Origin of the sequence: Streptomyces hyaluromycini (genome assembly GCF_002217755.1) — a bacterium.
GTDB classification, from domain to species: domain Bacteria; phylum Actinomycetota; class Actinomycetes; order Streptomycetales; family Streptomycetaceae; genus Streptomyces; species Streptomyces hyaluromycini.
Genome location: NZ_BCFL01000028.1, coordinates 18,769 through 41,572, shown reverse-complemented (window position 1 = coordinate 41,572; position 22,804 = coordinate 18,769). Strand labels below are relative to the sequence as shown.

General features: G+C 72.7%; 19 protein-coding genes and 1 pseudogene. 9 read left to right on the top strand and 11 right to left on the bottom strand.

All coding sequences use genetic code 11. From position 1 onward, the window contains the following. Positions 1-112 precede the first annotated feature (112 nt). The gene (gene wrbA, locus SSP29_RS60380) at positions 113-715 is read right to left on the bottom strand and encodes an NAD(P)H:quinone oxidoreductase (protein WP_245883473.1); all 603 of its coding nucleotides are present in this window, start codon (positions 713-715) and stop codon (positions 113-115) included. A 135-nt stretch (positions 716-850) separates the two neighbouring features. Continuing rightward, positions 851-1,294, bottom strand: a pseudogene (locus SSP29_RS60375) (YceI family protein); the annotation flags it as partial. Between the two features lie 153 nt (positions 1,295-1,447). On the opposite strand from SSP29_RS60375, the gene SSP29_RS37570 reads away from it, so the two are divergent. From SSP29_RS37570 to poxB, 3 genes are all read left to right on the top strand, one after another. Further along, positions 1,448-2,050 carry a MarR family winged helix-turn-helix transcriptional regulator gene (locus tag SSP29_RS37570; protein WP_150135660.1) on the top strand — a complete coding sequence of 201 codons (603 nt, stop codon included), beginning with the start codon at positions 1,448-1,450 and terminating at the stop codon, positions 2,048-2,050. 71 nt (positions 2,051-2,121) lie between these two features. Beyond that, entirely contained in the window at positions 2,122-2,910 is a 789-nt protein-coding gene (locus SSP29_RS37565) for an acetoacetate decarboxylase family protein (protein WP_089105401.1), read from the top strand. 70 nt (positions 2,911-2,980) lie between these two features. Further along, the gene (gene poxB, locus SSP29_RS37560) at positions 2,981-4,711 is read left to right on the top strand and encodes a ubiquinone-dependent pyruvate dehydrogenase (protein WP_089105400.1); all 1,731 of its coding nucleotides are present in this window, start codon (positions 2,981-2,983) and stop codon (positions 4,709-4,711) included. Between the two features lie 190 nt (positions 4,712-4,901). Here the strand turns inward: poxB and SSP29_RS37550 are convergent, their stop codons facing one another. Further along, positions 4,902-5,513 (bottom strand): TetR/AcrR family transcriptional regulator, encoded by a 612-nt coding sequence (locus SSP29_RS37550; RefSeq protein ID WP_218036957.1) that lies wholly within the window; start codon positions 5,511-5,513, stop codon positions 4,902-4,904. A gap of 137 nt (positions 5,514-5,650) precedes the next feature. On the opposite strand from SSP29_RS37550, the gene SSP29_RS37545 reads away from it, so the two are divergent. From SSP29_RS37545 to SSP29_RS37525, 5 genes are all read left to right on the top strand, one after another. Continuing rightward, positions 5,651-7,078: an aldehyde dehydrogenase family protein gene (locus tag SSP29_RS37545; RefSeq protein WP_089105398.1), complete on the top strand. Its 1,428-nt coding sequence runs from the start codon at positions 5,651-5,653 to the stop codon at positions 7,076-7,078. Positions 7,079-7,145: 67 nt separating this feature from the next. Continuing rightward, complete coding sequence (locus tag SSP29_RS37540) at positions 7,146-7,622, top strand: MEKHLA domain-containing protein (protein ID WP_089105397.1); 477 nt, start codon at positions 7,146-7,148, stop codon at positions 7,620-7,622. Between the two features lie 140 nt (positions 7,623-7,762). Further along, the gene (locus tag SSP29_RS37535; protein WP_089105396.1) at positions 7,763-9,055 is read left to right on the top strand and encodes a glycosyltransferase; all 1,293 of its coding nucleotides are present in this window, start codon (positions 7,763-7,765) and stop codon (positions 9,053-9,055) included. Positions 9,056-9,162: 107 nt separating this feature from the next. Further along, positions 9,163-9,615 carry a MarR family winged helix-turn-helix transcriptional regulator gene (locus tag SSP29_RS37530; protein ID WP_089105395.1) on the top strand — a complete coding sequence of 151 codons (453 nt, stop codon included), beginning with the start codon at positions 9,163-9,165 and terminating at the stop codon, positions 9,613-9,615. A 122-nt stretch (positions 9,616-9,737) separates the two neighbouring features. Next, positions 9,738-10,958, top strand: coding sequence for a low temperature requirement protein A (locus SSP29_RS37525; protein WP_089105394.1), 1,221 nt, complete (start codon positions 9,738-9,740; stop codon positions 10,956-10,958). Between the two features lie 294 nt (positions 10,959-11,252). Here SSP29_RS37525 and SSP29_RS37520 read toward each other — a convergent pair whose 3' ends face one another. The 4 genes from SSP29_RS37520 to SSP29_RS61010 all read right to left on the bottom strand — a co-directional run bounded on the left by SSP29_RS37520 (position 11,253) and on the right by SSP29_RS61010 (position 17,618). Next, the gene (locus tag SSP29_RS37520) at positions 11,253-12,782 is read right to left on the bottom strand and encodes a GMC family oxidoreductase (RefSeq protein WP_089105393.1); all 1,530 of its coding nucleotides are present in this window, start codon (positions 12,780-12,782) and stop codon (positions 11,253-11,255) included. A gap of 99 nt (positions 12,783-12,881) precedes the next feature. Further along, a complete protein-coding gene (locus tag SSP29_RS37515) occupies positions 12,882-13,760 on the bottom strand; it encodes an LLM class F420-dependent oxidoreductase (RefSeq protein WP_089105392.1) in 879 nt (292 codons plus the stop codon). Positions 13,761-13,846: 86 nt separating this feature from the next. Next, entirely contained in the window at positions 13,847-14,386 is a 540-nt protein-coding gene (locus SSP29_RS37510) for an HdeD family acid-resistance protein (RefSeq protein WP_089105651.1), read from the bottom strand. Positions 14,387-14,708: 322 nt separating this feature from the next. Next, positions 14,709-17,618 carry a helix-turn-helix transcriptional regulator gene (locus SSP29_RS61010; protein ID WP_167450090.1) on the bottom strand — a complete coding sequence of 970 codons (2,910 nt, stop codon included), beginning with the start codon at positions 17,616-17,618 and terminating at the stop codon, positions 14,709-14,711. An 84-nt stretch (positions 17,619-17,702) separates the two neighbouring features. Here SSP29_RS61010 and SSP29_RS37500 point away from each other — a divergent pair, with 84 nt between their 5' ends. Beyond that, on the top strand, positions 17,703-18,152 hold the full coding sequence (locus SSP29_RS37500; RefSeq protein WP_167450089.1) for a MarR family winged helix-turn-helix transcriptional regulator: 450 nt from the start codon (positions 17,703-17,705) through the stop codon (positions 18,150-18,152). A 48-nt stretch (positions 18,153-18,200) separates the two neighbouring features. Here the strand turns inward: SSP29_RS37500 and SSP29_RS37495 are convergent, their stop codons facing one another. The 4 genes from SSP29_RS37495 to SSP29_RS37480 all read right to left on the bottom strand — a co-directional run bounded on the left by SSP29_RS37495 (position 18,201) and on the right by SSP29_RS37480 (position 22,801). Next, complete coding sequence (locus SSP29_RS37495; RefSeq protein WP_089105390.1) at positions 18,201-18,797, bottom strand: cysteine hydrolase family protein; 597 nt, start codon at positions 18,795-18,797, stop codon at positions 18,201-18,203. Between the two features lie 70 nt (positions 18,798-18,867). Beyond that, entirely contained in the window at positions 18,868-20,292 is a 1,425-nt protein-coding gene (locus tag SSP29_RS37490; RefSeq protein WP_150135655.1) for an MFS transporter, read from the bottom strand. A gap of 331 nt (positions 20,293-20,623) precedes the next feature. Continuing rightward, entirely contained in the window at positions 20,624-21,247 is a 624-nt protein-coding gene (locus SSP29_RS37485; RefSeq protein WP_089105648.1) for a DedA family protein, read from the bottom strand. Between the two features lie 384 nt (positions 21,248-21,631). Next, positions 21,632-22,801, bottom strand: a complete 1,170-nt coding sequence (locus SSP29_RS37480) for a substrate-binding domain-containing protein (protein WP_245883459.1) — start codon at positions 22,799-22,801, stop codon at positions 21,632-21,634. Between the last annotated feature and the right edge of the window lie 3 nt (positions 22,802-22,804).

The window sequence follows — 22,804 nt, the reverse complement described above, 5'->3', positions numbered from 1 at the left end:
GGCCGGGCTCCCGGCCCTCGTGCCAGGACCGTGTGCCCGGCGGCAGCCCCCTGCCGCCGGGCACACGGCCGTCCGGTCGGCCGCCGGTCGCGCGGCCTTCGCCGGCCGTCCGCTACGCGGCGTTGAAGCGGGCGGCGATCGCGGCCACCCGCTTGCCCTGGTAGACGGCGGCGGCGCGGGCGGTGTCGTCGACGGGGATCGCGCCCTGTCCGTTGACGTGGCTGGTGCCGTAGGGGTTGCCGTCCACGAACTTCACCGGGTCGGTGTAGCCCGGGGTGACGAGGATGCCGCCGAAGTGGTGGACGGAGTTGTAGAGCGCGAGCAGCGTGGACTCCTGGCCGCCGTGCGCGGTGGCCGTGGCGGTGAAGCCGCTGTAGACCTTGTCGGCCAGCTTGCCCTGGGCCCACAGCCCGCCGAGCGTGTCGATGAACTGCTTCAGCTGGCTGGCGATGTTGCCGAACCGGGTGGGGGTGCCGAAGACGACGGCGTCGGCCCACTCGATGTCGGCCGGGGTGGCGATCGGGATGTCCTTGGTGGCCGCGGCATGCGCCGACCAGGCGTCGTTGCTCGCGATGGCCTCCTCGGGCGCGAGCTCGGACACGCGCAGCAGCCGTACCTCCGCACCCTCCTTGCGGGCGCCGTCGGCCACGGCCTCCGCCAGCTCGTGGACGGTACCGGTCGACGAGTAGTAGATGACCGCGATCTTGGGAGACATGGGGAGTTCCTCTCGCTGTTCTGCGCTTTCGGCGGCGGACGCCGCCTCGGTCTTCTGGACGGATGACGCCGCGGGGTCGGCGGTGGCGGACAGGGTGAGCCGCAGCAGACGCGCCGCGAGGCCCTTCGCCGCGGTCAGCCCGTGGCGGTAGCGGTCGACGGTCGCCGAGGCCGAGATCTTGAGTGAGCCGTTCTCGACGGACAGGGAGTCCACCGTCAGCTCGACCGGTGCGCGGTGCCCGCGGATCGTGAGGTGCCCCTCGACGACCCAGACGCCGCCCGCACCGCGGCTCACCCCGGTCGACTCGAACCGGATCTCGGGGTGGCGCTCCGCGTGGAGGAACGCGGCGGAGCGCACGTGCTCGTCACGGCGTGGCGTCCCGGTGTGGAAACTGCCCGCCCCGATCACGGCGTGTGCGGTCGACCGGGTGACCGGCTCGGCGACCGTGATGCTCGCCGACTCCACCCGGAAGGTGCCGTTCACCTTGCCCAGACCGAACATGTGCCGCGTGGTGAAGCTGATGGACGACCGCTCCGGATCGACCGTGTAGGTCCCCGCGGGGGGCAATTCGACGCTCATGCCTTTCTGGCCTCTCGGTTGGCGTCGCGCGGCTGGTCCGCTGCGGCGCTGTTGCTTGCCTTGGCAAGTATCTTGGCGTCGTCGAAATGCTTTGTCAAGCAAGTAACACTGTGCTTCAGTGGTAAGGGCCGGACAACGAAGGGAGGTCAGCACGTGTCATCGCAGTCACCGGAGCCCACGTATCCGCTGAACAACGACGAGGAACGCCTCTGGCGTGCGCTGCAGCGGATGCTGGTGGCTCTGCCCCGGGCACTCGACGAGGATCTGCTCTGCGCCACGGGCCTGTCGCTCACGCAGTACATCGTCCTGGCCAACCTCTCCGAGGCCGACGGAAACAGCCTGCGCATGACCGAACTGGCCACGGCGGCGGCGCTGTCCGCGAGCCGCATCACCAGGGTGGTGGAGCACCTGCGGGACCAGGGCCTGGTGACCAAGCGGCGGCACTGCACGGACGCCCGCGGGTACGTCGCCGAGCTGACCGAGGCCGGTCTGCTGCGGCTGGCCGGTGCCTATCCGGCGCATCTCGCCAGCGCGCGCAGACGCGTCATGGACCAGCTCGACCCCGCCCTGGTCCAACGGCTGGCCGGGCAGATGCAGTTGGTGGCCGACCCGCTCGCCTCCCCCTGCGAACGCGGCGCCGGACACCGGGAGCGCCCCATGCGGCAGGAGCGGCCCGCGGCCGGGGACGGCGACGGGTGCGGCGAGGAGCCCCCGCGCTACCCGGACGTCTCCAGCTACCGCGAGGCAGTCATTTGACCCAAGCCGGGGAGCGGTGTCCGTGCGGAACATGGTCCCTTCCGGCGCGCCCACCCTCTCTGGAGGCCCCCATGCTGCAGGGCTACACCTACCCGCTGTCGCCGCGCGGAGAGGCGAACCTCGCCTCGGCTCCGCCGTGGCACTACGCCGGGGACATCGTCGGCGTCGAGTTCTGGACCGACCCGGCGGCCGCCGCGGCGACCCTCCCGGAGGGGCTCACCCCCGACACCGGGTCGGACGGGCGGGTGGTCGCGCTCTTCGTCGACTGGCAGTTCTCCGCGGAGCACGACGAGTACCTCGACCCGGTGCGCAGCCAGTACCGCGAGTTCATGCTGCTGGTGGACGCCCGGTTCCGGGGCGAGCCGGTCTCCTGGTGCCCGTACATCTACGTCGACAACGACCTCGCCATGGCCCGCGGCTGGGTGCAGGGCTTCCCCAAGAAGCTGGGCTCGGTGCACCAGACCCGGGTCTTCGCCTCGCCCGGCAAGGCCTCGCCGTCCCTCGCCGCCGGCGGGAGGTTCGGCGCGTCCCTGTCGGCGGCCGGGCACACCCTCGCCGAGGCGCGGGTCACCCTGGAGCAGCCGGCGAGCGACCCCGCGGCCCTGTTCCGGCCCACGGTCAACCTGCGGCACTTCCCGACGCTGGCCGTCGGACAGTACGACAAGCCCGCGGTGCACGAGCTGGTGATGGCCGAGTTCTCCGACCAGGCCCTCGCCGACGTCTGGGTCGGCTCCGGCGACATCAGCCTGTTCCCGGCCCGCGGCGAGGAGCTGGCGGACCTGGCCCCGGTGCGCACCGGCACCGGCTTCCGCGCCTCGATGTCCTACACCGTGACGGCCGTCCGCCTGCTGAGCGAATAGCGGAACAGGACCGGGACCGCCCGCACGACCCTCCGAGCCTCCGCACGACCGCCGTACCGAAAGGAAGCTGATGCACACCATCGCCGACCTCATAGTCGACGGCCTGCGGGACGCGGGCGTCTCCCGGATCCACGGACTGCCCGGTGACTCGCTCAACGGACTGACCGACGCCCTGCGCAGGAATCCCTCGGTGACCTGGGAGCACTACCGGCACGAGGAGGCGGCGGCGTTCGCCGCCGCGGGCGAGGCCGCGGTCACCGGCTCGCTCGCGGTCTGCGCCGGCAGCTGCGGACCGGGCAACCTGCACCTGGTCAACGGGCTGTTCGAGGCCCAGCGCAGCCGCCTCCCGGTGCTCGCGATCGCCGCGCACATCCCGGGCCCGGAGATCGGCACCGGCTACTTCCAGGAGACCCACCCCCAGGAGCTGTTCCGGGAGTGCAGCGACTTCTGCGAACTGGCCGCCACGCCCGAGCAGTTCCCCCGCCTCCTCGACATCGCCCTGCGCACGGCCGTCGAGCGCAACGGGGTGTCCGTCCTCGTGGTCCCGGGCGACGTGCTGCTGCACCGGCTCGACCACCCGCGCAAGGCGGCCACCGTGCGGCCCACCTCGCCGGTGGTGCGGCCCGCCGACGAGGAGATCGAGCGCGCCGCGGCCCTCCTGAACGACTCGGAACGGATCACCATCCTGGCCGGCGCGGGCTGTGCCGGCGCCCACGACCAACTGGTCCGCCTCGCCGGGGCGTTGCGCGCTCCGGTCGTCCACACCATGCGCGGCAAGGAGCACGTCGAGTACGACAACCCGTACGACGTCGGCATGACCGGACTGCTCGGCTTCACCTCCGGCTACCGTGCGATGGAGCAGTGCGACACGCTCCTGATGCTCGGCACCGACTTCCCCTACCGGCAGTTCCTGCCCGAGCACGCCACCACCGTGCAGGTGGACGTGCGCGGCGAGCAGATCGGCAGGCGCACCCGGGTGGACCTGCCGCTCGTCGGCACCGTGCGGGACACCGCCGAGGCCCTGCTCCCCAAGCTCGCCCCGAGGACCGGCTCCCGGCACCTCGACGCGGCCCGCGACCACTACACCGGCGCCCGCGCCGCCCTGGACCGGCTCGCCGTCGACGACCACGACCGCACCCCGGTCCACCCGCAGTACCTGGCCCGGGTCGTCGACGAACTCGCCGCCGACGACGCGGTGTTCGTGCCGGACGTGGGCTCCCCGGTGATCTGGTCGGCGCGCTATCTGACCATGAACGGCCGCCGCAGGCTGATCGGTTCGTTCACCCACGGCAGCATGGCGAACGCACTGCCCCAGGCGATCGGCGCCCAGTCGGCGTTCCCGGACCGGCAGGTGATCGCGCTGTCCGGGGACGGCGGGCTGGCCATGCTGCTCGGCGACCTGATCACCCTGAAACAGCAGCGGCACCCGGTGAAGATCGTGGTCTTCAACAACGGAGCCCTGAGCTTCGTGGAGCTGGAGATGAAGGCCGAGGGCATGGTGAACTTCGGGACCGACCTCGACAACCCGAACTTCGCCGACGTCGCGACCGCCCTGGGCATCCACGGCCGCAGGGTGGAGCACCCGGCCGACCTGGGCGAGGCGCTGCGCACCGCGTTCGCCCACCCGGGCCCCGCCCTGGTGGAGGTGATGACGGCCCGGCAGGAGCTGTCCGTCCCGCCCGCCATCAAGTTCGACCAGGTCAGGGGCTTCGCTCTCTACGCCGCCCGGACCGTGCTGTCCGGACGCGGTGACGAACTCCTCGAACTGGCCCGCACGAACGTCGTGCGCCACCTGCCCTGAACGGCCCCGGGGGTCCTAGGGCCTGTCTGACAATTCCCGTCTGCCTCGCGACGCCATGCACGCACTCTCGCCGCACCGGGCGCAGACCCAGGTACGTCCAGTACGAGGGCCTACGCCCGGCACGCCGAGAGCACGCACCTGACGCCGCGAGGCCGCCCTCCGGGCGACGACGGGAATGGTCAGACAGGCCCTAGCCGGCGTCGGGGGAGTCGGGGCCGGTGAGCCCGATCAGGCTCATCACGGCCTCCCGGACGCCCTCCAGGTCGTACTCGCCCAGCGGGACCCCCGAGGCGCGTGAGTGCTTGGTGACCCCGACGAACGCGCCGAACGCCATCGAGAGCAGCACCTGCGGATCACCGGCGCGGACGGCGCCGGCCGCCTGCGCCGCCCGCAGGATCTCCACCAGCTCGGCGTCGAGCCGGTGGACGACCTCGTACGCCTGCGGCCGCAGATACGAGCCGTGCACCTGGTGTTCGAGGAACGAGAACGCCTGGGGATAGGCCAGGGCGAACGCGACCTGGTGGTGCCAGACGAGGCCGATCGCGGTCACCGGATCGGCCGCGCGCACCGCGTCGGTGACCACGGCGTCGGCGAACGCCGCCTTCGCCTCGGTGAAGACCGCCTCGCCCAGCGCCTGCTTGTTGGGGAAGTAGCGGTAGATCGTGCCCACCGCGACCCCGGCCCGGGCCGCGATCTCGGGCACGTTCGTGCCGTCCCAGGTGCGCTCGTCGAACAGCTCCAGCGCGGCGTCCATCAACTTGCGGCGCAGGGGCGTCTCGTCGGCCGTCGCGGAGGGGGGCATGGTCACCAGTGAAACTTCGTTCAGTCACTCGATCTTGTCAAGGCGGGAAGGTAGGGTACGCGGTGAATGAAAATTCATTCACCCCCATTGCTCATCCCCATTGCCCACCCCCATAACTCGTCATGAGGAGCGCGCCGATGAAGCGCTACGGCCACTGGATCGCAGGCGTGGAAGTCGACCCGGCATCCGATCGCTGGCTGCCGTCCACCTCTCCCGGAAGAGACGAGGTCGTGCACGAGATCGCCCTCGGTGACGCCGCCGACGTGGCGCGTGCCGTCTCGGCGGCGGCCGGGGCGGTCGACGGCTGGTGGAACCGGCAGCCGGTGGAACGGGGGCGGGTGCTGGCCGCCGTCGCGGAGCGGCTGCGCGACGAGGCCGCCGTTCTGGCGGAACTGGAGTCGGCCGAGACCGGCAAGCCCGCCTGGCAGTCCCCGTTGGAGGTGGAGGGCGCCGCCCGCTACTTCGAGTTCTACGCCGGCCTGGTCGGCCTGCCCGGCGGTGAGGTGGTGAACATAGGGCCGGGCTTCCACGCGTACACCCGGCGTGAGCCGCTCGGCGTGGTCGGTGTCATCACTCCGTGGAACGCGCCCCTGAACCAGGCGGCCCGCTCCATCGCCCCGGCCCTCGCGGCCGGCAACACCGTGGTGGCCAAGCCGTCCGAGTTCACCTCGGCCACCACGCTCCGGCTGGCCCGCATCGCCACCGAATGCGGTCTGCCCGACGGCGTGCTGAACGTCGTCACCGGTACGGGAGACACCGTGGGTGCGGCGGTCGTCGGCCATCCCGGGGTCCGCAAGGTGGCGTTCACCGGGTCGGTCCGCGCCGCCCGCGAGATCGGCCGGACCGCCGCGGACCGCATCATCCCGCTCACGCTGGAGCTGGGCGGCAAGTCGGCCAACGTCGTCTTCGCGGACGCCGACCTCGCCAAGGCCGCCCAGGGGGCCGTCGAGGCGTTCCTGCCCAACGGCGGCCAGTCCTGCATGGCCGGCACCCGGCTGCTGGTCGACGCGCGGATCCACGACGAGTTCGTGGCGGCCGTACGGACCGTGCTGACCCACATCACGCCGGGGGAGACCTACGGGCCGGCGATCACCCGCGCCCAGTACGACAAGGTCAACGAGTATTTCAAGATTGCCGAGCAGGACGGGGCCACCCTCCTCACCGGCGGCCGGCCGACCGGGGACGGCTGGACCTTCGAGCCGACCGTCTACACGGACGTCACCCCGGACATGCGCATCGCCCGCGAGGAGATCTTCGGCCCGGTGCTCGCCGTCCTGCGCTTCGAGGACGAGGAGGAGGCGGTGGCCCTCGCCAACGACTCCGACTACGGCCTGGTCGCGGCCGTCTGGACCGGTGACGTGACCCGCGCCCACCGGGTGGCCGCCCGTCTGCAGGCCGGGCAGGTCTACGTCAACGCCTACCCGCCCGGCATGATGGTCGAGGGCCCGTTCGGCGGCTACAAGAACAGCGGGTACGGCCGCGAGAAGGGGCTGGAGGCGCTGCACCACTACACCCAGACCAAGTTCGTCGCCGTCCGTCTCCAGGACGACCAGCAGGTGTGGTGACGCGGTCGCCGGGCGGTCGCACCCGTCTGGAACCATCCTTTCGGAATTCGACGAAAGGCAGACACTGATGGTCACGGCCCAAGACGCGGAGTACAGCCGGAGCCCGGCCTTCGCGCAGCTTCTGCTGTCCAGTCACGAGCGGCTGACCGGTACCCCGCTGTGCCCCACCGCGTTCCAGGACGCCGGTGAGGCGGCCCGCTGGCTCTACGGGGACGCGCCCTTCGGGCTGCTCGCGCACGGCGCCGGGCCGGATCCGGTCTTCATCTACGCGAACACCACCGCCCAGAAGTGCTTCGAGTACCCGTGGGAGGAGTTCGTACAGCTCCCGTCCCGGCTGTCCGCCGACCCGGACGCGCAGGGCGACCGGGACGCCTTCGTGCGCTCGGTGGCGACCCGCGGATACGCCTCCGGCTACCGGGGTGTGCGAATAGCCGGGTCCGGCCGGAGGTTCTGGATAGAGGACGTCACCATGTGGAACCTCCTTGAGTCAGACGGTACTTGGCACGGCCAGGCGGCGGTTTTCCGTTCCTGGAGCGAGATCTGATGTTGCATCAGGGACAACTGCGCGCGACACGCGCAGGGTTCCGCGAAATGTTCGACAGCCCGAAGGCTGCCTCTCTATATTGCTTGTTGAAGCAAATAGATACTGCCGGACTGCGGTCCGGCCTGCCCAGAAACGAGACCATGGCGAAGATCCTTGTCACAGCGACCCCGGTGCCGGGCCATGTCCTGCCCCTCGCGGCGATCGCAGCCGACCTGACCCGGCGCGGGCACGAGGTGCTCTTCTACACGGGTACCCGGTTCGAGGACCGGGTCCGCAGGACCGGTGCGCGCTTCGTCCCGTACCCGGCCGAGGCGGACGTCGACGGCGCCGACCTCAGCGCCACCTTCCCCGAGCGCGACGCACTCGCCCCCTTCGAGCGCATATCCTTCGACCTCAAGCACTTCGCCGCCGACCCCGCGCCACTGCACGACCGGCGCCTGCAGGAACTGCTCGCGGAGTTCCCCGCGACCGTGGTGATCAGCGAACTCCTGTCCCTGTGGACGCTGGCGACGGTCCTGCGCGCCCCGCGGGAACAGCGCCCGCTCCTGATGACCATCGGCATCGCGCCGCCCCCCTTCGCCAGCGCCGACACCGCGCCCTTCGGGCCGGGGCTGCTCCCGCCCACCACCGACGAGGAGCGCGCCGCCTACGACGCCATGCGCGCCCAGGTCGCGGCGATGTTCGCCGACGCGCAGCAGTACGTGGAGGGCGTCTTCACCTCGATGGGCGTCACCTTCCCCGGACCGATCTTCGACGCCATGTGCACGGTCCCCGACCTCCTGCTCCAGCTGACCGTGCCCGCCTTCGAGTACCCGCGCAGCGACGCTTCGGAGAGCTTCCGCTTCATCGGCCCCCTCCCGGCCGCCTCCGACAGCGAATTCGAACGCCCCGGCTGGTGGGCAGAGCTGTCGTCCGGACGGCCGGTGGTCGTGGTCACCCAGGGCACCGTGGAGAACGGCGACCTGTCCCAGCTCGTCGTCCCCACGCTGCGCGCGCTGGCCGACGCCGACGTCACCGTCGTCGCCGCCACGGCCCGCCCCGACGGTCCCGACCTGGTGCGCGAGGAGATGGGCGGCCAGGTCCCCGGCAACGTCCGCCTCGCCGGGTTCGTGCCCTTCGAGGAACTGCTGCCGCTCGCCGACGTCCTCGTCACCAACGCCGGTTACGGCGGGGTCCAGACCGCGCTGCGGCACGGTGTCCCGCTCGTCGTCGGCGGTGAGACGGAGGACAAGCCCGAGGTCGCCGCCCGGGTCGAGTGGTCCGGCACCGGCGTCAACCTGCGCACCGCCCGCCCGGAGGTGTCCGCCCTGCGCGCCGCCGTCGACGAGGTGCTCGACGACCCCCGGTACCGCAAGCGGGCGGCCGAGATCCAGGGCCAGTACGCCGAGTACCACCCCTTCGACGTCATCGCGGAGATCGTCGAGCAGGCCTGAGCGGCTCGGTCAGGGGCTGTCCGGCCGGCCGCCGGACAGCCCCTGACGTGGACCGGAAGGTCGAGATCGGGTTGAGATTCCTTGCTTGAGCACGCTATTCTGCTCAAATGAGCGCAGAAGACCCACTGACCGCCCAGGAAGAACGCTTCTGGCGCGCCCTGATGCGCGTCATCGTCGCGCTGCCCCGTTCGCTCGACGACGACCTGCTGCGGTCCACAGGGCTCACGCTCACCGAGTACGTCGTCCTGATGAACCTCTCCGAGGCTGAGAACCAGGAACTCCGGATGACGGACCTCGCCTCGGCCACCGCCCTCTCCGCCAGCCGCATCACCCGTGTCGTGGACGCGCTGCAGAGCCGCGGCCAGGTCGTCAAGCGGCGCTACGAGGGGGACGCCCGCGGCAACGTCGCGACCCTCACCCCCGAGGGGCTGAAGCGGCTCCGGGACGCCTACCCCGTGCACCTGGCGAGCGCCCGCAAGCGGGTCATGGACCTGCTCGACGGCCGGTCGGTGCCCGCCATGGTCCGGCAGTTCGAAGCGGTGGTCGAGAAGCTCGACTGAGCCGCCCTGCCGAAGCCTCCCGCTAATATACAAACGTCAAACAGACGTTCCTGTGCGGCTCCGGCCGGACCACGACCCCGGGGAGAAGCCATGCAGGAGCGATCTCGGCCGAGACCGCCGGCATGACCTCGCGACCGGAGGGGCGGGAGACCTGGGCCCGGCTGCGCCGGCAGCTGTGGCGGCCGCCGCGCGCCCACGGGGAACAGCCGCGGCACCGGGTGGTCGGCCCGCTGGAACTGTTCTACGACCTGATCGTGGTCGTCCTGGTGGCCCAGGCCGCGCACCATCTGGCGGACCATCTCACCTGGCACGGGCTCGGCGAGTTCGCGGTCGTGTTCGCCCTGGTGTGGACCGCCTGGCTGAACGGCACCCTCCACCACGACCTGCACGGCCACGACGACGCCCGGGGCCGCAGCCTCTTCCTCCTGCAGATCCTCGTCCTCGTCCCGCTGGGCGCGTTCATCCCCAAGGCCGGCGGCGCGGAGGGCGCCCATTTCGCGGTCAACGCCGGGATCCTGTTCGCGGTCCTGGCCGTGCTCTGGTTCCTTGCCGGACGCGGCAGCTCCGCGGAGTTCCGCAAGCCCACCCGGCTGTACGTCATCGGGACGGCGGCCTGCGCGGCCGTCCTCCTCGGGAGCGCCGGACTGCCCGCCGGCACCCGGCTGTTGACCTGGGGCCTGCTGGTCCTCGCCTACCTCGGCGGGTTCGCGTGGATGACCCTGGCGGCCGCTCCGGCCCAGGAGTCGGCGCTCGCCCTCACCGAGGCGCTCGTCGAGCGGTTCGGGCTGCTCATCATCATCGTGCTCGGCGAGACCGTGACGGGCGTCGTGGACGGCCTCGCGGGCGAGCCGACCACCGCCATGAGCCTCGCGGTCGGACTGGTGGCCGTGGTGGTCGGCTTCGGCGCCTGGTGGACGTACTTCGACTTCGCCGGCCACCGGCCGCCCCGGCGCACGCGTACGGTGACCGCCGGGTGGATGCTCACCCATCTGCCGCTCACGGCGGCCGTGACCGCCATGGGCGCCGCGATGGTGGGCCTGGTCGAGCACGCCCACGCCGGCCGGACGCCCGCCGCCACCGCCTGGGTGCTGTGCGGGGGCGTGGCCGTCGTCCTCACCGGGACGATGCTGCTCGCCACCGGGCTGCAGGCCTGGCGGGACGAGCGGGACCTCTACCGGCCGCTCGCCCGCACCAGCCTGGCCGTCGCCGTCGTGGTCGTGGCCCTGGGCGCCGCACGTCCCGCCCCCCTGCTCCTCGGACTCGCGCTCGTCGCCCTCCTCGGCATCCCCTGGGGCCTCGCCGTGACCCACCGACTGAGCCGGGACGAGACAGCGGTCCTCTGAACCCACAAGGCCAGAGGCCGGATCACCGGATCACCGGCACCCCGCCGGATCACCGGCACCTGGCCGGGTTGCCGGTACCTCGGCGGGGTTGCCGGTACCTCGGCGGGGTTGCCGGTACCTCGGCGGGGTTGCCGGTACCTCGGCGGGGTCGCCGGTACCTCGGAGGATCGGCGGTACCTCGCCGGGTCGCCCTTACCCCCGGCGGGTCGTCGGTATCTCGCCGGATCCCCAAGACCTCGGCGGGTCGTCGCCACCCCGCCGAGTCGTCGGCACCCCGGCGGGCCGGCGGTGGATCTAACTTCCGTACACGCGCCGGGCGATGAGCTCGGCGATCATGATGGTGGTGGCGTTGGTCACCGTCGACGGCACCTCGGGCATGATCGAGGCGTCCACCACCCGCAGCCCCGACAGCCCCTTGACCGCACCGGACTCGTCCACGACGGCCCACCGGTCCTCGGGCCCGCCCATCGGCACCGTCGACGTCGGATGCCCGTAGGTGGCGATGCCGCTCTCGATCGCCGCCGCCAGCTCGTCGTCGCCCACGGCCGTGCCCGGCACCAGTTCCGCCGCCACCGCACCGGCGAGCGGCGCGCTGCCCGCGAGGCGGCGCACCAGCCGCACGGCCTCCAGCATGCGGCGACGGTCCCGGTCCGTCGCCAGGTAGTTGTCGTCGATGACCGGGGCGTCGTACGGGTCACGACCGGCCAGCCGCACCGAGCCGCGCGACTCCGGCCGGGTGACGGCCGCCGCGAGGACCATCGCCCCGCCGGTCGGGCTGAAGGAGCCGTCCAGCAGCTGGGTGCCGACGACCGCGAGGTCCAGTTCACCGGGGCCCGCCTCGCGCGAGGCGAGCCAGAGGTGGGCGGCGAAGGCGGACGTCATGGTCTGGTGCTCGGGCGCGAGCGCGAACAGCGAGTGAAAGAACGGGTGGTCCTGGAGCCGGCGGCCGACGGGCAGGTCGGCGACCACCTCGATGCCGAGGCCGCGCAGGTCCGCGGCCGGGCCGACGCCGGAGCGCAGCAGGATGGCCGGGCTGCCGTACGAGCCCGCGCTCAGCACCACCTCACCGGCCCGGAAGACCGTGCCCGACGCGCTGACGACACCCCGCGCCCTGCCGTCCTCGACCAGCACCCGGTCGACCGTGACGTCGCTGAACACGGTCAGGTTGGGACGGTTGCGCACCTGCGGCGTCAGATACGCCAGGGCGGTGCTCTGGCGCACCCCGTCCACGATGTTCACCGGGTAGGCGCCGGTGCCGTCCTGCCGCTCGCCGTTGAAGTCGTCGTTGCGCCGGAAGCCCAGGCACGCCGCGCTGTCCACGAACGCCCGCATCGGGGAGGTGAGTTCCGCGTAGGTCCACTGCCGGATCGGGAAGGGGCCGGTGCGGCCGTGGCGGGCGGGGTCGCCGGCGGGGGTGTTCTCCATGTCCCGGAAGACCGGCAGGACCTCGTCGTACGACCAGCCCTTGATCCCGTAGCGGTCCGCCCAGGCGGCGAAGTCGGCGGCGCGCGCCCGGATCGCCACACCGGCGTTCACCGCGGAACTGCCGCCCATGGTCCGGCCGCGCGGGGCCGCGATGCTCGGGGCGCGGTCGGTGGCGCGCGCGGTGTAGCCCCAGTCGTGGTCGGGGTCGGCCAGGAGGTGCGGGGTCAGCAGTCCCTCGGGGACGCGGTCGGCGGGGTAGTCGGGGCCCGCCTCGACCAGCAGGACCGTGCGCCCTGGATCCTCGCTGAGCCGGGCGGCGAGTACGGCGCCCGCGGAACCGCCGCCGACGATGACGACATCGGCCTCGTGCGCTGCGGGGTGTTCGCTCGGGGTGCTCATCTGCGTCTCTCCTTCAGAATTGAACCGTGCTTTGGCAAGCAAATAAATTGGTCGGAATCGGTGTTGGTGTCGGTGCCGGTGTCGTCATGGCGGGCCCGGTCAGATCCGCATCGCTTCCGGTACGACGCGCTCGCCCAGCAGCCGCAGCGCGGCATGCTGGTCGGCGCCGCGGACCGGGCCGATGACGTGGTCGATGCCGATGCGGTCCAGTCGCCGCAACTCCGCGAGCAGGGCGGGGATCCGCTCGCCGCGCGCTCCGGGGTCGAGGGGGAGCAGGACCGTCTTCTCGATCTCGTCGTAGTCGCGTCCGGCCCGGTCGCAGTGCCGGCGGAGCACGTCGAGCTTGTGCGGCAGGTCCGGGCCGTGGAAGAGGTTGCAGGCGTTCGCGTACTCCGCGACGAGCCGCAGCGTCTTGCGCTCGCCGGAGCCGCCGATCAGGATCGGCGGGTGCGGACGCCGCACCGTGCGGGGGGAGTTGAGGGTGCGTTCGAGGCGGTAGTGGCGGCCGTCGAAGGGTTTCTCGTCGTCGCTCCACATCTGCAGGCAGATCTGCAGCGTCTCCTCCAGTCGCTCGAACCGCTCCGCGACGGGCGGGAACGGCAGTCCGAGCCCGCGTGCCTCGGCGAGGTTGAAGCCGGCGCCGATCCCGATGCCCAGGGCGGCGCGGCCCTCCGAGAGCACGTCGAGCGTGGTGATCATCTTGGCCAGCAGCCCGGGTTCCCGGTATCCGGCCGAGGTCACCAGCGCGAGCAGCTCCGCCCGCTCGGTGGCCGCGGCCAGATAGCCCAGGGTCGTGTACGCCTCCAGCATCTCCTGCTCGGAGGCGCCCACGATCCCGATCTGGAACAGGTGGTCCATGACGGCGATCCGGCGGAAGCCGAACTCCTCCGCGCTCCGGGCGAGCCGGGCCACATGGCGTGCGATGCCCGCCGGGCCGCCGGGCTGGGTGAAATCCGCGATGGCGATGCCGAGGTTCATGCGGGCCTTCCGTGATCCGAACCTGTCGCCATCGAGTATGCCGGGACCCATATGTGCTTTGTCAAGCAAGGAAATTGGGCGATCGGTCAGCCGCCGAGCGGCTGCGGCCGGCGCCGGCGGCGCACCTCCGACGAGGCGAAGACCGCCGAGATGCCGTGCACGATGCTGAAGAGACCGAAGACGGTGGCGAGCGAGACGGCACCGATGTCCGGCCGCACGAACAGGACGAACCCGAGCGCGACCGACACGAGGCCGGTCAGCAGGAACAGGGCGCGCTCACCCGCCGTCTCACCGCGCAGGAAGGCCAGGCCCACCTCCGTGGCACCCGTCGCCAGGGCCCACGCGGCGACCCAGAGGGTGAGCACCAGGGCCGTGATGCCCGGCCACGCCAGGGAGCTGACGCCGGCCACGACCGACAGCACGGCCAGCAGCAGCCACCCCAGCACCGGACCCACCCGGTCGCTGCTGAAGGCGCGGACCCCGTCCATCACCGCGTACATGAACGCGTATACGGCGAAGAGGACGACGAACGCGCCGACGGTGATGCCCGGCCAGGAGACGGAGACGATGCCGATGACGACGGCCAGCAGGCCGCGCCAGAGCAGTGCGTTGGGCGAACTGAGCAAGGTGACCTCCGTGAACGAGGGTGCCGCGGCGCCGACTTCCACCCCGGCCCGGAATACCGCGATGACGGGCACGAAGGCTAGCGGCGCGACGGCCCCGTGTGATCGGTCATTCGACTCATTCCGTTACTGCCCGATCGGCAGGCTTTCGTCTGGCCGGCGCTCGTCCGGCTAAGCGGGTCCGGCGAAGTCCGCTGCGGTTCTTGAGCGCCCCGAAGGGGCGCTGGGGGTACCCCCGGCCGAAGGCTGGGGGAGGAACTGCGCGACCAGCCACGACGGCGCCGCAGTCGACCGACGGCACATCGCGGCCCTTCCAGCGGAGCGCTCAGCGCTCGTCCGACGGTTGCCCGTCCGTGTCGGCGGGTGCCCGGCCGGCCTCCTCGGCGGCGGGCATCGCCTGCAGCGCGCCACGGAGAGCGGCCCGCGAGGTGATCCCCAGCTTGGGATACACGCGGTACAGATGCGAGCCGACCGTGCGGTGCGACAGGAACAGCCGCTCGCCGATCTGCTTGTTGCTCAGGCCCGTTGCCGCGAGTTCGGCGATCTGCCGCTCCTGGGCGGTCAGCGGCTCGGGCGCCGCGTCGGACCGGGCGGTGACGGAGACGCCGGTCGCGCGCAGTTCGGCCGCGGCCCGCTGTGCCATCATCGCGGCGCCGATCAGGTCGAACGTCTCCAGGGCCGCGCTCAGCTGCACCCGCGCCCCGGCCATGTTGTGGGTACGGCGCAGCCATTGGCCGTACGCGAACCGGATGCGCGCGAAGTCCCAGGGCCAGCGGGAGGCGTCCGGAAGGGCCAGGGCGGCCTCGAACAGCCCGGCGGCCTGCGCGTCGTCGGCGGCCACGGCGGCGGCCCCCGCGGTGATCAGCTCGATGCGGGGCCCGATCCGGGGCAGGCCGGCCTCCTGGGCGGCGCGGACATGCGCCCGGGCGTCCTCCAGACGGCCGGTGCGGACCGCCGCCTCCACGAAGTCCAGCACCATCCACCGGCCCGGCACCCCGGGGGTGGGGGCACCGGGCGGGCCGATCCGCGCCGCCTGGGCGAGCGCCTCCTCGTAGTCGCCCTGCCCGATGGCCGCGAGGTTGCGCGCCGACCGCGCGTACCCCTCCGTCACCTCCATGCCGCGGGGCGCCGCCCAGGAGGTGGTCTCCTCGCTACGGCTGCGGGCGAGGTCGGCGTTGCCGCGCAGCGCCGCGCCCGAGGCCAGCACGGCCCGCAGCTGCCGCTCCCAGAACTGGTAGCCGTAGGCCGTCGCCAGGTCCAGCCCCTCCTGCGCGAGCCGTTCCGCCTCGTCCCACTGTCCGTGCACATAGGAGTCCTGGCAGAGCAGCAGCAGCGCCGGGATCACCATGCCGATCGCGCCGCCGTCGCGTTCCCGTTCGGTCATGCGCACCAGCAGGCAGCGGTGGTCGGCGAGGGCGTCCATGGCGACGGCGGCGAACCCCAGCGGCACGATCTGCCAGGGGGCCGCGTCCGTGGGCAGCTCCGCGAACGCGTCCGCGAGCCCCTCCCGGATCGCCTCGGACTTGCGGGTGGGGTCGACGTACGCGTCGTAACACAGCCGGAAGGGCGTGACCGCCTCCGGGGGGAACCGGGCCATCGCGGTGTCGAGCAGCTTCCACGGCTCGGGTCTGAGGGTGTAGAGGCTGACCAGCAGCAGGGTGTACAGGATCCCGAGCCGGTCCCAGTCGCCCTTCGTGGCCTTGCCGGTGACGTCGTCCAGGGCCCGCGCCAGCAGCCGGTAGGCGGCGTCGACGTCGCCGTCGTCGTGGGTGAGGAGGTGGGCGGTGGCGGCGAAGACCAGCCCGGTCGGGGTGTCCGGGGTCTGGCCGGCGTCGGCCAGCAGCCGGTTCACCTGGTCGAGTTGACCGGTCATGGTGGCGAGGAAGGCGGCCTCGACCAGGCGGCGGGAGCGGTCGACCGGGTGCGGGCTGAGCTCACCGGCGCGCACCAGCGCCGTGACCGCGGTGGACGCGGCGGTCCGGCGCCGGTCGGAGACCAGCGCGCCGACCGGCGCCGGCAGCTCGGCGGGGACGGCCCCGCCGCGCCGCCAGGCGGTCAGTGCCGCCTCGTCCAGCGCCCGTGCCACCGACTCGTCGGGCCCGGTGGCGGCCTCCGCGAGGTGCCAGGCGCGACGCTCGGGATCGTCGGCAAGGGCGGCGGCCAGCGCCTCGTGCGCGGCCCGGCGGTCGCTCGGCGGGGCCAGGTCCACCACGGCCGTGCCGATCAGCGGGTGGCAGAAGGAGAGGCCGCGGCCGGCCGCGGGCGCGAGGACCAGACCGGCCCGCTCGGCCGGGACGAGGTCGTCGATGTCGGCCGACCCCCGCGCCGCGATGCGCAGGGTGGTGACCCCGGCGTCGGCGTCCAGGGCCGCCAGCAGCATCAGCGTGCGGGTGGGGGCGGGCAGCTCCGCGAGCAGTCCGGCGCAGGTGGCCGCCAGCCGCCGGGACAGCGGCAGCCGGTCGGGGAGCGGGTCCTGGCCGCTCAGCTGCCGGTCGGTCAGCGCCGCGGGCAACTCCCGGAGTGCGAGCGGGTTGCCGTCGGCCTCCGCCAGCAGCCGCCGGCGCACGGCGGGCGCCAGCCCGGGCGCGTGCGCGTCCAGGACGGCGCCCGCCCCTCCGGTGTCCAGCGACTCGACCTTGCGCTCGGGCAGCCCGGACCGCCGGAAGAGGTCCTCGGTGCCGGTCCGCGAGGCGGCCAGGAAGACGATCGGGGCGTCCGCGATGCGCCGTACGACGAATCCCACGACGGCCGCGCTGGCCTCGTCGAACCACGCCACGTCGTCGGTGATCATCAGCAGGCCGCGCTCGGCGGTGGTCAGCTCCAGGAGGGCGAGCACCGCCGTCGACACCAGCGGCTCCGGGGCCGGGGGCCGGGTGAGGTCGAAGACCTGGTGGAGGGCGTCCCGGTGGTGCCCGTCGAGCCGGTCCACGTCATGCCGCACCGGGTACAGCAGCTGGTGCAGCGCCGAGTACGGGATCCGGGTCTCGGACTGGACGCCGGCGGCGCGCAGCACCCGCATTCCGAGAGCCGTGGCCCGGGTCGCGGCGGCGTCGAGGAGCGCGGTCTTGCCCACCCCCGGCTCGCCGTGCAGCAGGAGACCGGAGCTGCCCTGACCGAGACCGGCGAGCAGGGAGTCGATCAGTTCCAGCTCGGCCTTGCGTCCCGGCAGCCGGCCCTCGCCCGAGGGGGATCGGGGCGGCTCCTCGGTCTGACGACGCCTCTCGGAGGTGCTCACAGATCTGAATATAGCCTCCCCAAAATGCTTGACGGCGCAAACAGTTGCGCAAAGGGCGAGGTGAGCGCTGGGTATGGTGGGCGGATGACGAGTGACCCAAGCCCCGAGGCCGAGGTCGCCGCCGAGTTGATGAAGGCGATGACCCGGCTGCGTGCCCGGCTGCGCACCGAGTCGGCGCCCAGTGACCGGCGGTGGAGCTGGTCGCAGCTGACCACGCTGGCCCGCATCGTCGAGGAGGGTCCGGTCACGGCCACCGAGCTGGCGCAGGCCGAGCACGTACGCCGCCAGTCGATGGCCGAGACACTCGCCGCCCTGCGCGCCGAAGGCCTGGTCGGCACCAGCAAGGATCCCGGCGACGCCCGCAAGACCCTCGTCCACGCGACGCCCGAGGGACACGCGCTGATCGGGACGATCCCGGTGGCCAGGGCGACCTGGCTCGGCGCGGCGATCGAGGCGCACCTGCGGGCGGACGAGCGCGAGACCCTGCTGAAGGCAGCCGCGATCATGAACAGGATCGCGGACAGCGGCAGCTGACGGGGCCCCCGGGTGTCCGGGGGCGAGGCCGTCGGGGGCGGCCGGGGATCAGGCCGACTTGGTCAGGCCGGGCAGTTCGTCGGTGTCGATGACGTGGGCCTGGTGCGGGAAGACCTTCTCCGTCAGGACGCGGTGGACCTCGGGGTCGGGGTCGGCGGTCGCGTCCTTGAGGAGGTAGAGCGCGAAGTCGTCGTCGGCCGCCTGCCGAAGGGTCGTCAGGACCACGCCGCCGGTGGACAGTCCGGCGAGCACGAGCGTGTCGACGCCCTGCTCGCGCAGCAGCCCGCGCACGTCGGTGGCGGAGGCGAAGGCGCTGAAACGGGTCTTGCGCACGGTGATGTCCCGCTCCGACACCTCGAACGACTCGTGCAGGTCGGCCTCCGGGCTGCCGTCGGGAAGGAACTTGTTCTCGGCGACCGCGGCGAACGCCTTGTTCAGCGCGGGTATGGCGGAGAAGTCCTCCGGGGCGAAGGCGACGCGGACGTGGACGACCTGGACGTCGTGCGACCGGGCCCAGGACAGGGCCGCGTGGGCCCGGGAGAGCGCCTGGTCCGGGTCGGCCACGGCGGCGAGGACGGCCGGCTGGAAGTCCATCAGGAACAGGGCGGTGCGGGCGGGGTCGAGATACGGGACGGTGCTGGTCATGACCTGAACTTTCTTGTCTTGCCGGATGGTTCCGGACGGTCGGGGTGGCGCCGGATGGCGGGGGAGAGGGTCAGGGGGCGGGCCGCCGGTCGGCGTGCGCCAGCTGCCGGTCGAGGACCGTCATCACGAGGACGACGGCGGCGATGCCGACCAGCGCCCAGGAGATGTGCCTGAGGCCGGTGTCGTCGACGTGGGTGTGGAAGGCGGTGCCCGTGATGGCCGCCGAGGCGATGGAGCCGATGTAGCCGAAGGTGCGCAGCAGCCCCGAGGCGGTGCCGACGCTGTCCGCGGGCGCCTCCTGGTACAGGACCGTCTGGTTAGCCACGGTGCCGGCACCCGAGGTGAGGCCGAACACCGCGGTGATCACGACCACCACGGCCACCGGCGTGCCGCCGTCCAGGAACAGCGTGGCGACGGCGCCCACCAACAGGAGCAGCGCCGAGACCACCAGCGGCGCGCGGACCCGGCTGCGCCGGGACACGACCCGGGCGGAGACCGCCGACAGGACACCCATCGGGACGAGCGCCAGGCCGGACTGGTAGGCGGTGAGCCCCCGGGACGCCTCCAGCCACTGGGTGAGCCCGTAGAGGATCACGTAAGTACCCAGCAGCGTGAGGCCGTTGCGCAGGTAGGTGCGGGTGAGCGCGAGGTTCGAGGCGAGCAGCCGGACGTTCAGGAAGGGGTTGGCGGCGCGCAGCTCCCAGGCCACGAGAACGGCGGCGATCAGGACGGAGACGCCGAGGGCCGGCCACTCGGGGCCGGGCAGCGAGGACAGGAACACCAGGAGTGCGGTGAGCGCCCCGCCGAAGCCGGCGATACCGGCCAGGTCGAGGCGGGAGACGAGCTCGCGCGGCGAGCGTCCGCGCACCCGGTCGGTGTCCCTGGGGATCCAGACCGCGGCCATGACGAAGGCGACGACCGCGACGGGGATGTTGATCCAGAAGGCGGTCTGCCAGCCGAGCCGGCCGATGAGCAGGCCGCCGACGGCGGGGCCGACGGCGACGGTGGCGGCGCCCGCGATCGCGAGGCCGCCGAGGACGCTGCCGGGCGGTTCCGACCGGCCCGCGTCCCGGGCCCGGCGGCGGATCAGCAGCATCGCGGAGGGGTAGCCGGTGGAGGTGCCGGCGCCGATGAGCACGCGGGCCGCGACCAGCAGTGACATGTCACGTGCCACCGCACCGAGGATCCCGCCCGCCAGCACCAGGAAGATGCCGGCGAAGAACACCCGTCGGGGCCCGAACTCCTCGGCGAGCCGCCCGGCCGCCGGCTGGGCTATCGCGCTGGTCAGATAGAGGCTCGATATGAGGATCGCGGTGCCGCCGACGGACGTGTGCATCGCGGCGGCGATCGCCACCAGGGCGGGTGCGATCACCGAGCTGTTGATCGGGTTGAGTACGGCGCCCATGTACAGCGGGGTCACGAAGGCCGCTCCGAACGGGTTGCCCGGTGGAGCCTTCTCCTGCTGTACGGAGGTGGTGTCGGCGGTGGTTTCCAAGGTGCTGCTCCTCCCTTCCCGCACTGCTGCTGGGCCTGCGTACGGCCGGTCGGGCAATTTACGCAGGCTGCCTGACAAACAATAGCAGGCAGCCTGCCTATTCCTGCAGGGTGATCCGGGGGAGCGGGAGGGGTTGCCGCGCAAGGCGCCGTATCGGCGGGAAATACCTTGTCGGACGGGGTGTGGGCGGGGGAGACGGAGCTGCCGGCCGGCTTTCGACCTCGGTGTCCGGCTCTCCGTCAGATCCCGGATTTCCTTCCGCCACCCCCCGGTCGCACCGGTTAACAGTCGGGAACCGGACCGGCCGCGGCCCCCGGAGCCCTGACCGGGGTCAGCGGTCGCGGCGGGCCCGGCGGGCCTCGACCAGCAGCGGCAGCAGGGACAGTACGACGATCGCGCCGACCAGCGGCAGCAGATAGCGGTCGATGTGGGAGACCGAGGAGCCCAGGGCGTACCCGGCGAGGACGAAGCTCTGCGACCAGAGGAGTCCGCCGACGGCCTGCCAGACGGTGAACGGCCGCACCGGCACCCCGAGCGCCCCGGCCGCCGGATGCAGCACCGACCGGAGCATCGGCACGAAACGGCCGATCACCAGCGCCTTGCCGTATCCGTAGCGGGCGAGCAGCCGCTCCGCCCGGGCCGTACCCTCCCGCACCCGCGGCCGGGAGGTACGGGCCAGCAGCGGCCGCCCGCCGTGCCGGCCGATCAGATAGCCGACCTGTCCGCCCGCCACCGCACCGACGGCCGCGCACAGCAGCACCTGCCACAGCTCCAGCCGGGGCGGCCGGTCCGCGGTCGCCGCGCACAGCACACCGGCCGGGAAGAGCAGCGTGTCACCCGGCAGGAAGAAGCCGACGACCAGCAGCCCGGACTCGGCGAAGATCACCGCCAGGACGCCCAGCGCACCGAAGGCGGCGAGCAGCGAGCCGCTGTCCGTCGGATTGACGGCGATCACCACGCTCGCCTCCCCGCCCCGTTCGCCGGCCGTCTCACTCAAGTGTCGCGTGACGGCGGCCGGGGACCCGCCTTCAACACCGCGCTTCCGGGACGACCCGCCGGTGGATCCCGCGTGAGTCAGGCAACTCGACGCTCCGCGGGGCACGGTGAGCGTCTTGGACGCGATCCTCGGCGGACGCCCGCCACCCGCCGCCGAGGAAGCGGGAAGGGAAGGGCGTCACCGATGCGGGTCCGGGTCGGCCGCCGCGGTCGGGGACCTGTGATCCGTACGGTCCGGTGGGGCACGCCCCGGATCACCGTGCAGAACTCGTCGATGTGTTCGCGGTGGCAGAACCACCGGCCCGCGCGGCACCGGCGCGGTCGGCCGCGGGCCCACGGCGGCTCATCTGCCCCAGATCCTCCGGTAGGCCTCCCGGTAGCCCGGTGGGTCCCAGGAGGTGGCTCCGGCGCTGTTGGCGGCCGTCGAGACATGGGTGGGGGCGACATAGCCGCTGGCGGGACGGCCGGAGAAGGCGCGGTTGAACTCGTCGACGATCTGCCAGCCCTGCTGTGACAGCGGCTCGGGAACGGTGGCGGACTGGTACTGCCCGCTGTTGATGCGCTGGAAGGCGGACGGGTCGCCGTCCCCGGCACCGATGTTGAAGGGCGGGCCCGTCCCCTTCCGGCCGGCCGCGCGGAAGGCGGGGGCCGCGTCGGCGAAGTACAGGTCGTTGATGGCGACCGAGTGCGTCCACGTGCCCGGGAACCGGGCGAGCAGGGAGGCGACCTCGCGCGGGGTGCGGCTGCTCGCGTCCGGGATCGGGATGTTCTCGTACGCGAGCAGCCGCACCCCGGCGCAGGTGGCGAGTTTCGCCCTGATCAGGTCGGACTTCCGCTTCGCGAAGGGCACCGAGGCGTCGGTGAACAGGACGACCCCGGCCCGGCCGCCGGAGTGCGCGATGATCCACTGGGCGCTGATGCCGGCCACGTCCTCGACCCGGGTGGTGACGTTGGTGAAGAGCGGCGGCCGCCTGCTCGGGCCGGGGGCGGCGACCGCGTGCCAGCCGACGAGCGGGATGCCCGCCGCACCGGCCGCGGCCACCTGCTGGGACGTCGAGCCGGGGTCGAAGCCGCCGATGACGATGCCCGAGGGCCGCAGGGCCACGGCCTCGCCCATGGCCGCCTGGATGCCCGCGGGGCTGCCGCCGCCGTCGATCACCCGCACCTGCCACCCGATGACGCGTGCGGCCTCCCGCAGGCCGTGTGCGACGCCCGCGACTCCGGGGTTGGTCATGGTCTGCGCGACGAAGACGACCGTCCTGCCGGACACCGCCGCGGGGCCGGTGGTCGGCCCGGTCCAGGCGGTTGCGGACTGCTCCGCCCGTGCGACGGCGGCCCGGGCTTCGGCCTGGACGGCGGGGCAGCCGCCGGGGCCGGTGGTGGCGGGCGCGGGGGCGTTCGACGAGCCGCGCTGACAGCCGGTCAGGGCGACCGCCGCGGCCAGCAGCGCGAGGGAGAGAGACCTGGCGGCCCGGCCGGTCCGGGAGGCGGTGGCGTTGCGGGTGCGGTGCACGGG

What these genes read in the sequence shown, in the direction of transcription:
- SSP29_RS37525 (WP_089105394.1), top strand. Translation starts at nt 9,738, where the DNA reads ATGACCTCGCGACCGGAGGGGCGGGAGACCTGGGCCCGGCTGCGCCGG.
- SSP29_RS37535 (WP_089105396.1), top strand. Translation starts at nt 7,763, where the DNA reads ATGGCGAAGATCCTTGTCACAGCGACCCCGGTGCCGGGCCATGTCCTG.
- SSP29_RS37500 (WP_167450089.1), top strand. Translation starts at nt 17,703, where the DNA reads ATGACGAGTGACCCAAGCCCCGAGGCCGAGGTCGCCGCCGAGTTGATG.
- SSP29_RS37515 (WP_089105392.1), bottom strand. Translation starts at nt 13,760, where the DNA reads ATGAACCTCGGCATCGCCATCGCGGATTTCACCCAGCCCGGCGGCCCG.
- wrbA (WP_245883473.1), bottom strand. Translation starts at nt 715, where the DNA reads ATGTCTCCCAAGATCGCGGTCATCTACTACTCGTCGACCGGTACCGTC.
- SSP29_RS37540 (WP_089105397.1), top strand. Translation starts at nt 7,146, where the DNA reads ATGGTCACGGCCCAAGACGCGGAGTACAGCCGGAGCCCGGCCTTCGCG.
- SSP29_RS37565 (WP_089105401.1), top strand. Translation starts at nt 2,122, where the DNA reads ATGCTGCAGGGCTACACCTACCCGCTGTCGCCGCGCGGAGAGGCGAAC.
- SSP29_RS37545 (WP_089105398.1), top strand. Translation starts at nt 5,651, where the DNA reads ATGAAGCGCTACGGCCACTGGATCGCAGGCGTGGAAGTCGACCCGGCA.
- SSP29_RS37495 (WP_089105390.1), bottom strand. Translation starts at nt 18,797, where the DNA reads ATGACCAGCACCGTCCCGTATCTCGACCCCGCCCGCACCGCCCTGTTC.
- poxB (WP_089105400.1), top strand. Translation starts at nt 2,981, where the DNA reads ATGCACACCATCGCCGACCTCATAGTCGACGGCCTGCGGGACGCGGGC.
- SSP29_RS37530 (WP_089105395.1), top strand. Translation starts at nt 9,163, where the DNA reads ATGAGCGCAGAAGACCCACTGACCGCCCAGGAAGAACGCTTCTGGCGC.
- SSP29_RS37520 (WP_089105393.1), bottom strand. Translation starts at nt 12,782, where the DNA reads ATGAGCACCCCGAGCGAACACCCCGCAGCGCACGAGGCCGATGTCGTC.
- SSP29_RS37550 (WP_218036957.1), bottom strand. Translation starts at nt 5,513, where the DNA reads ATGCCCCCCTCCGCGACGGCCGACGAGACGCCCCTGCGCCGCAAGTTG.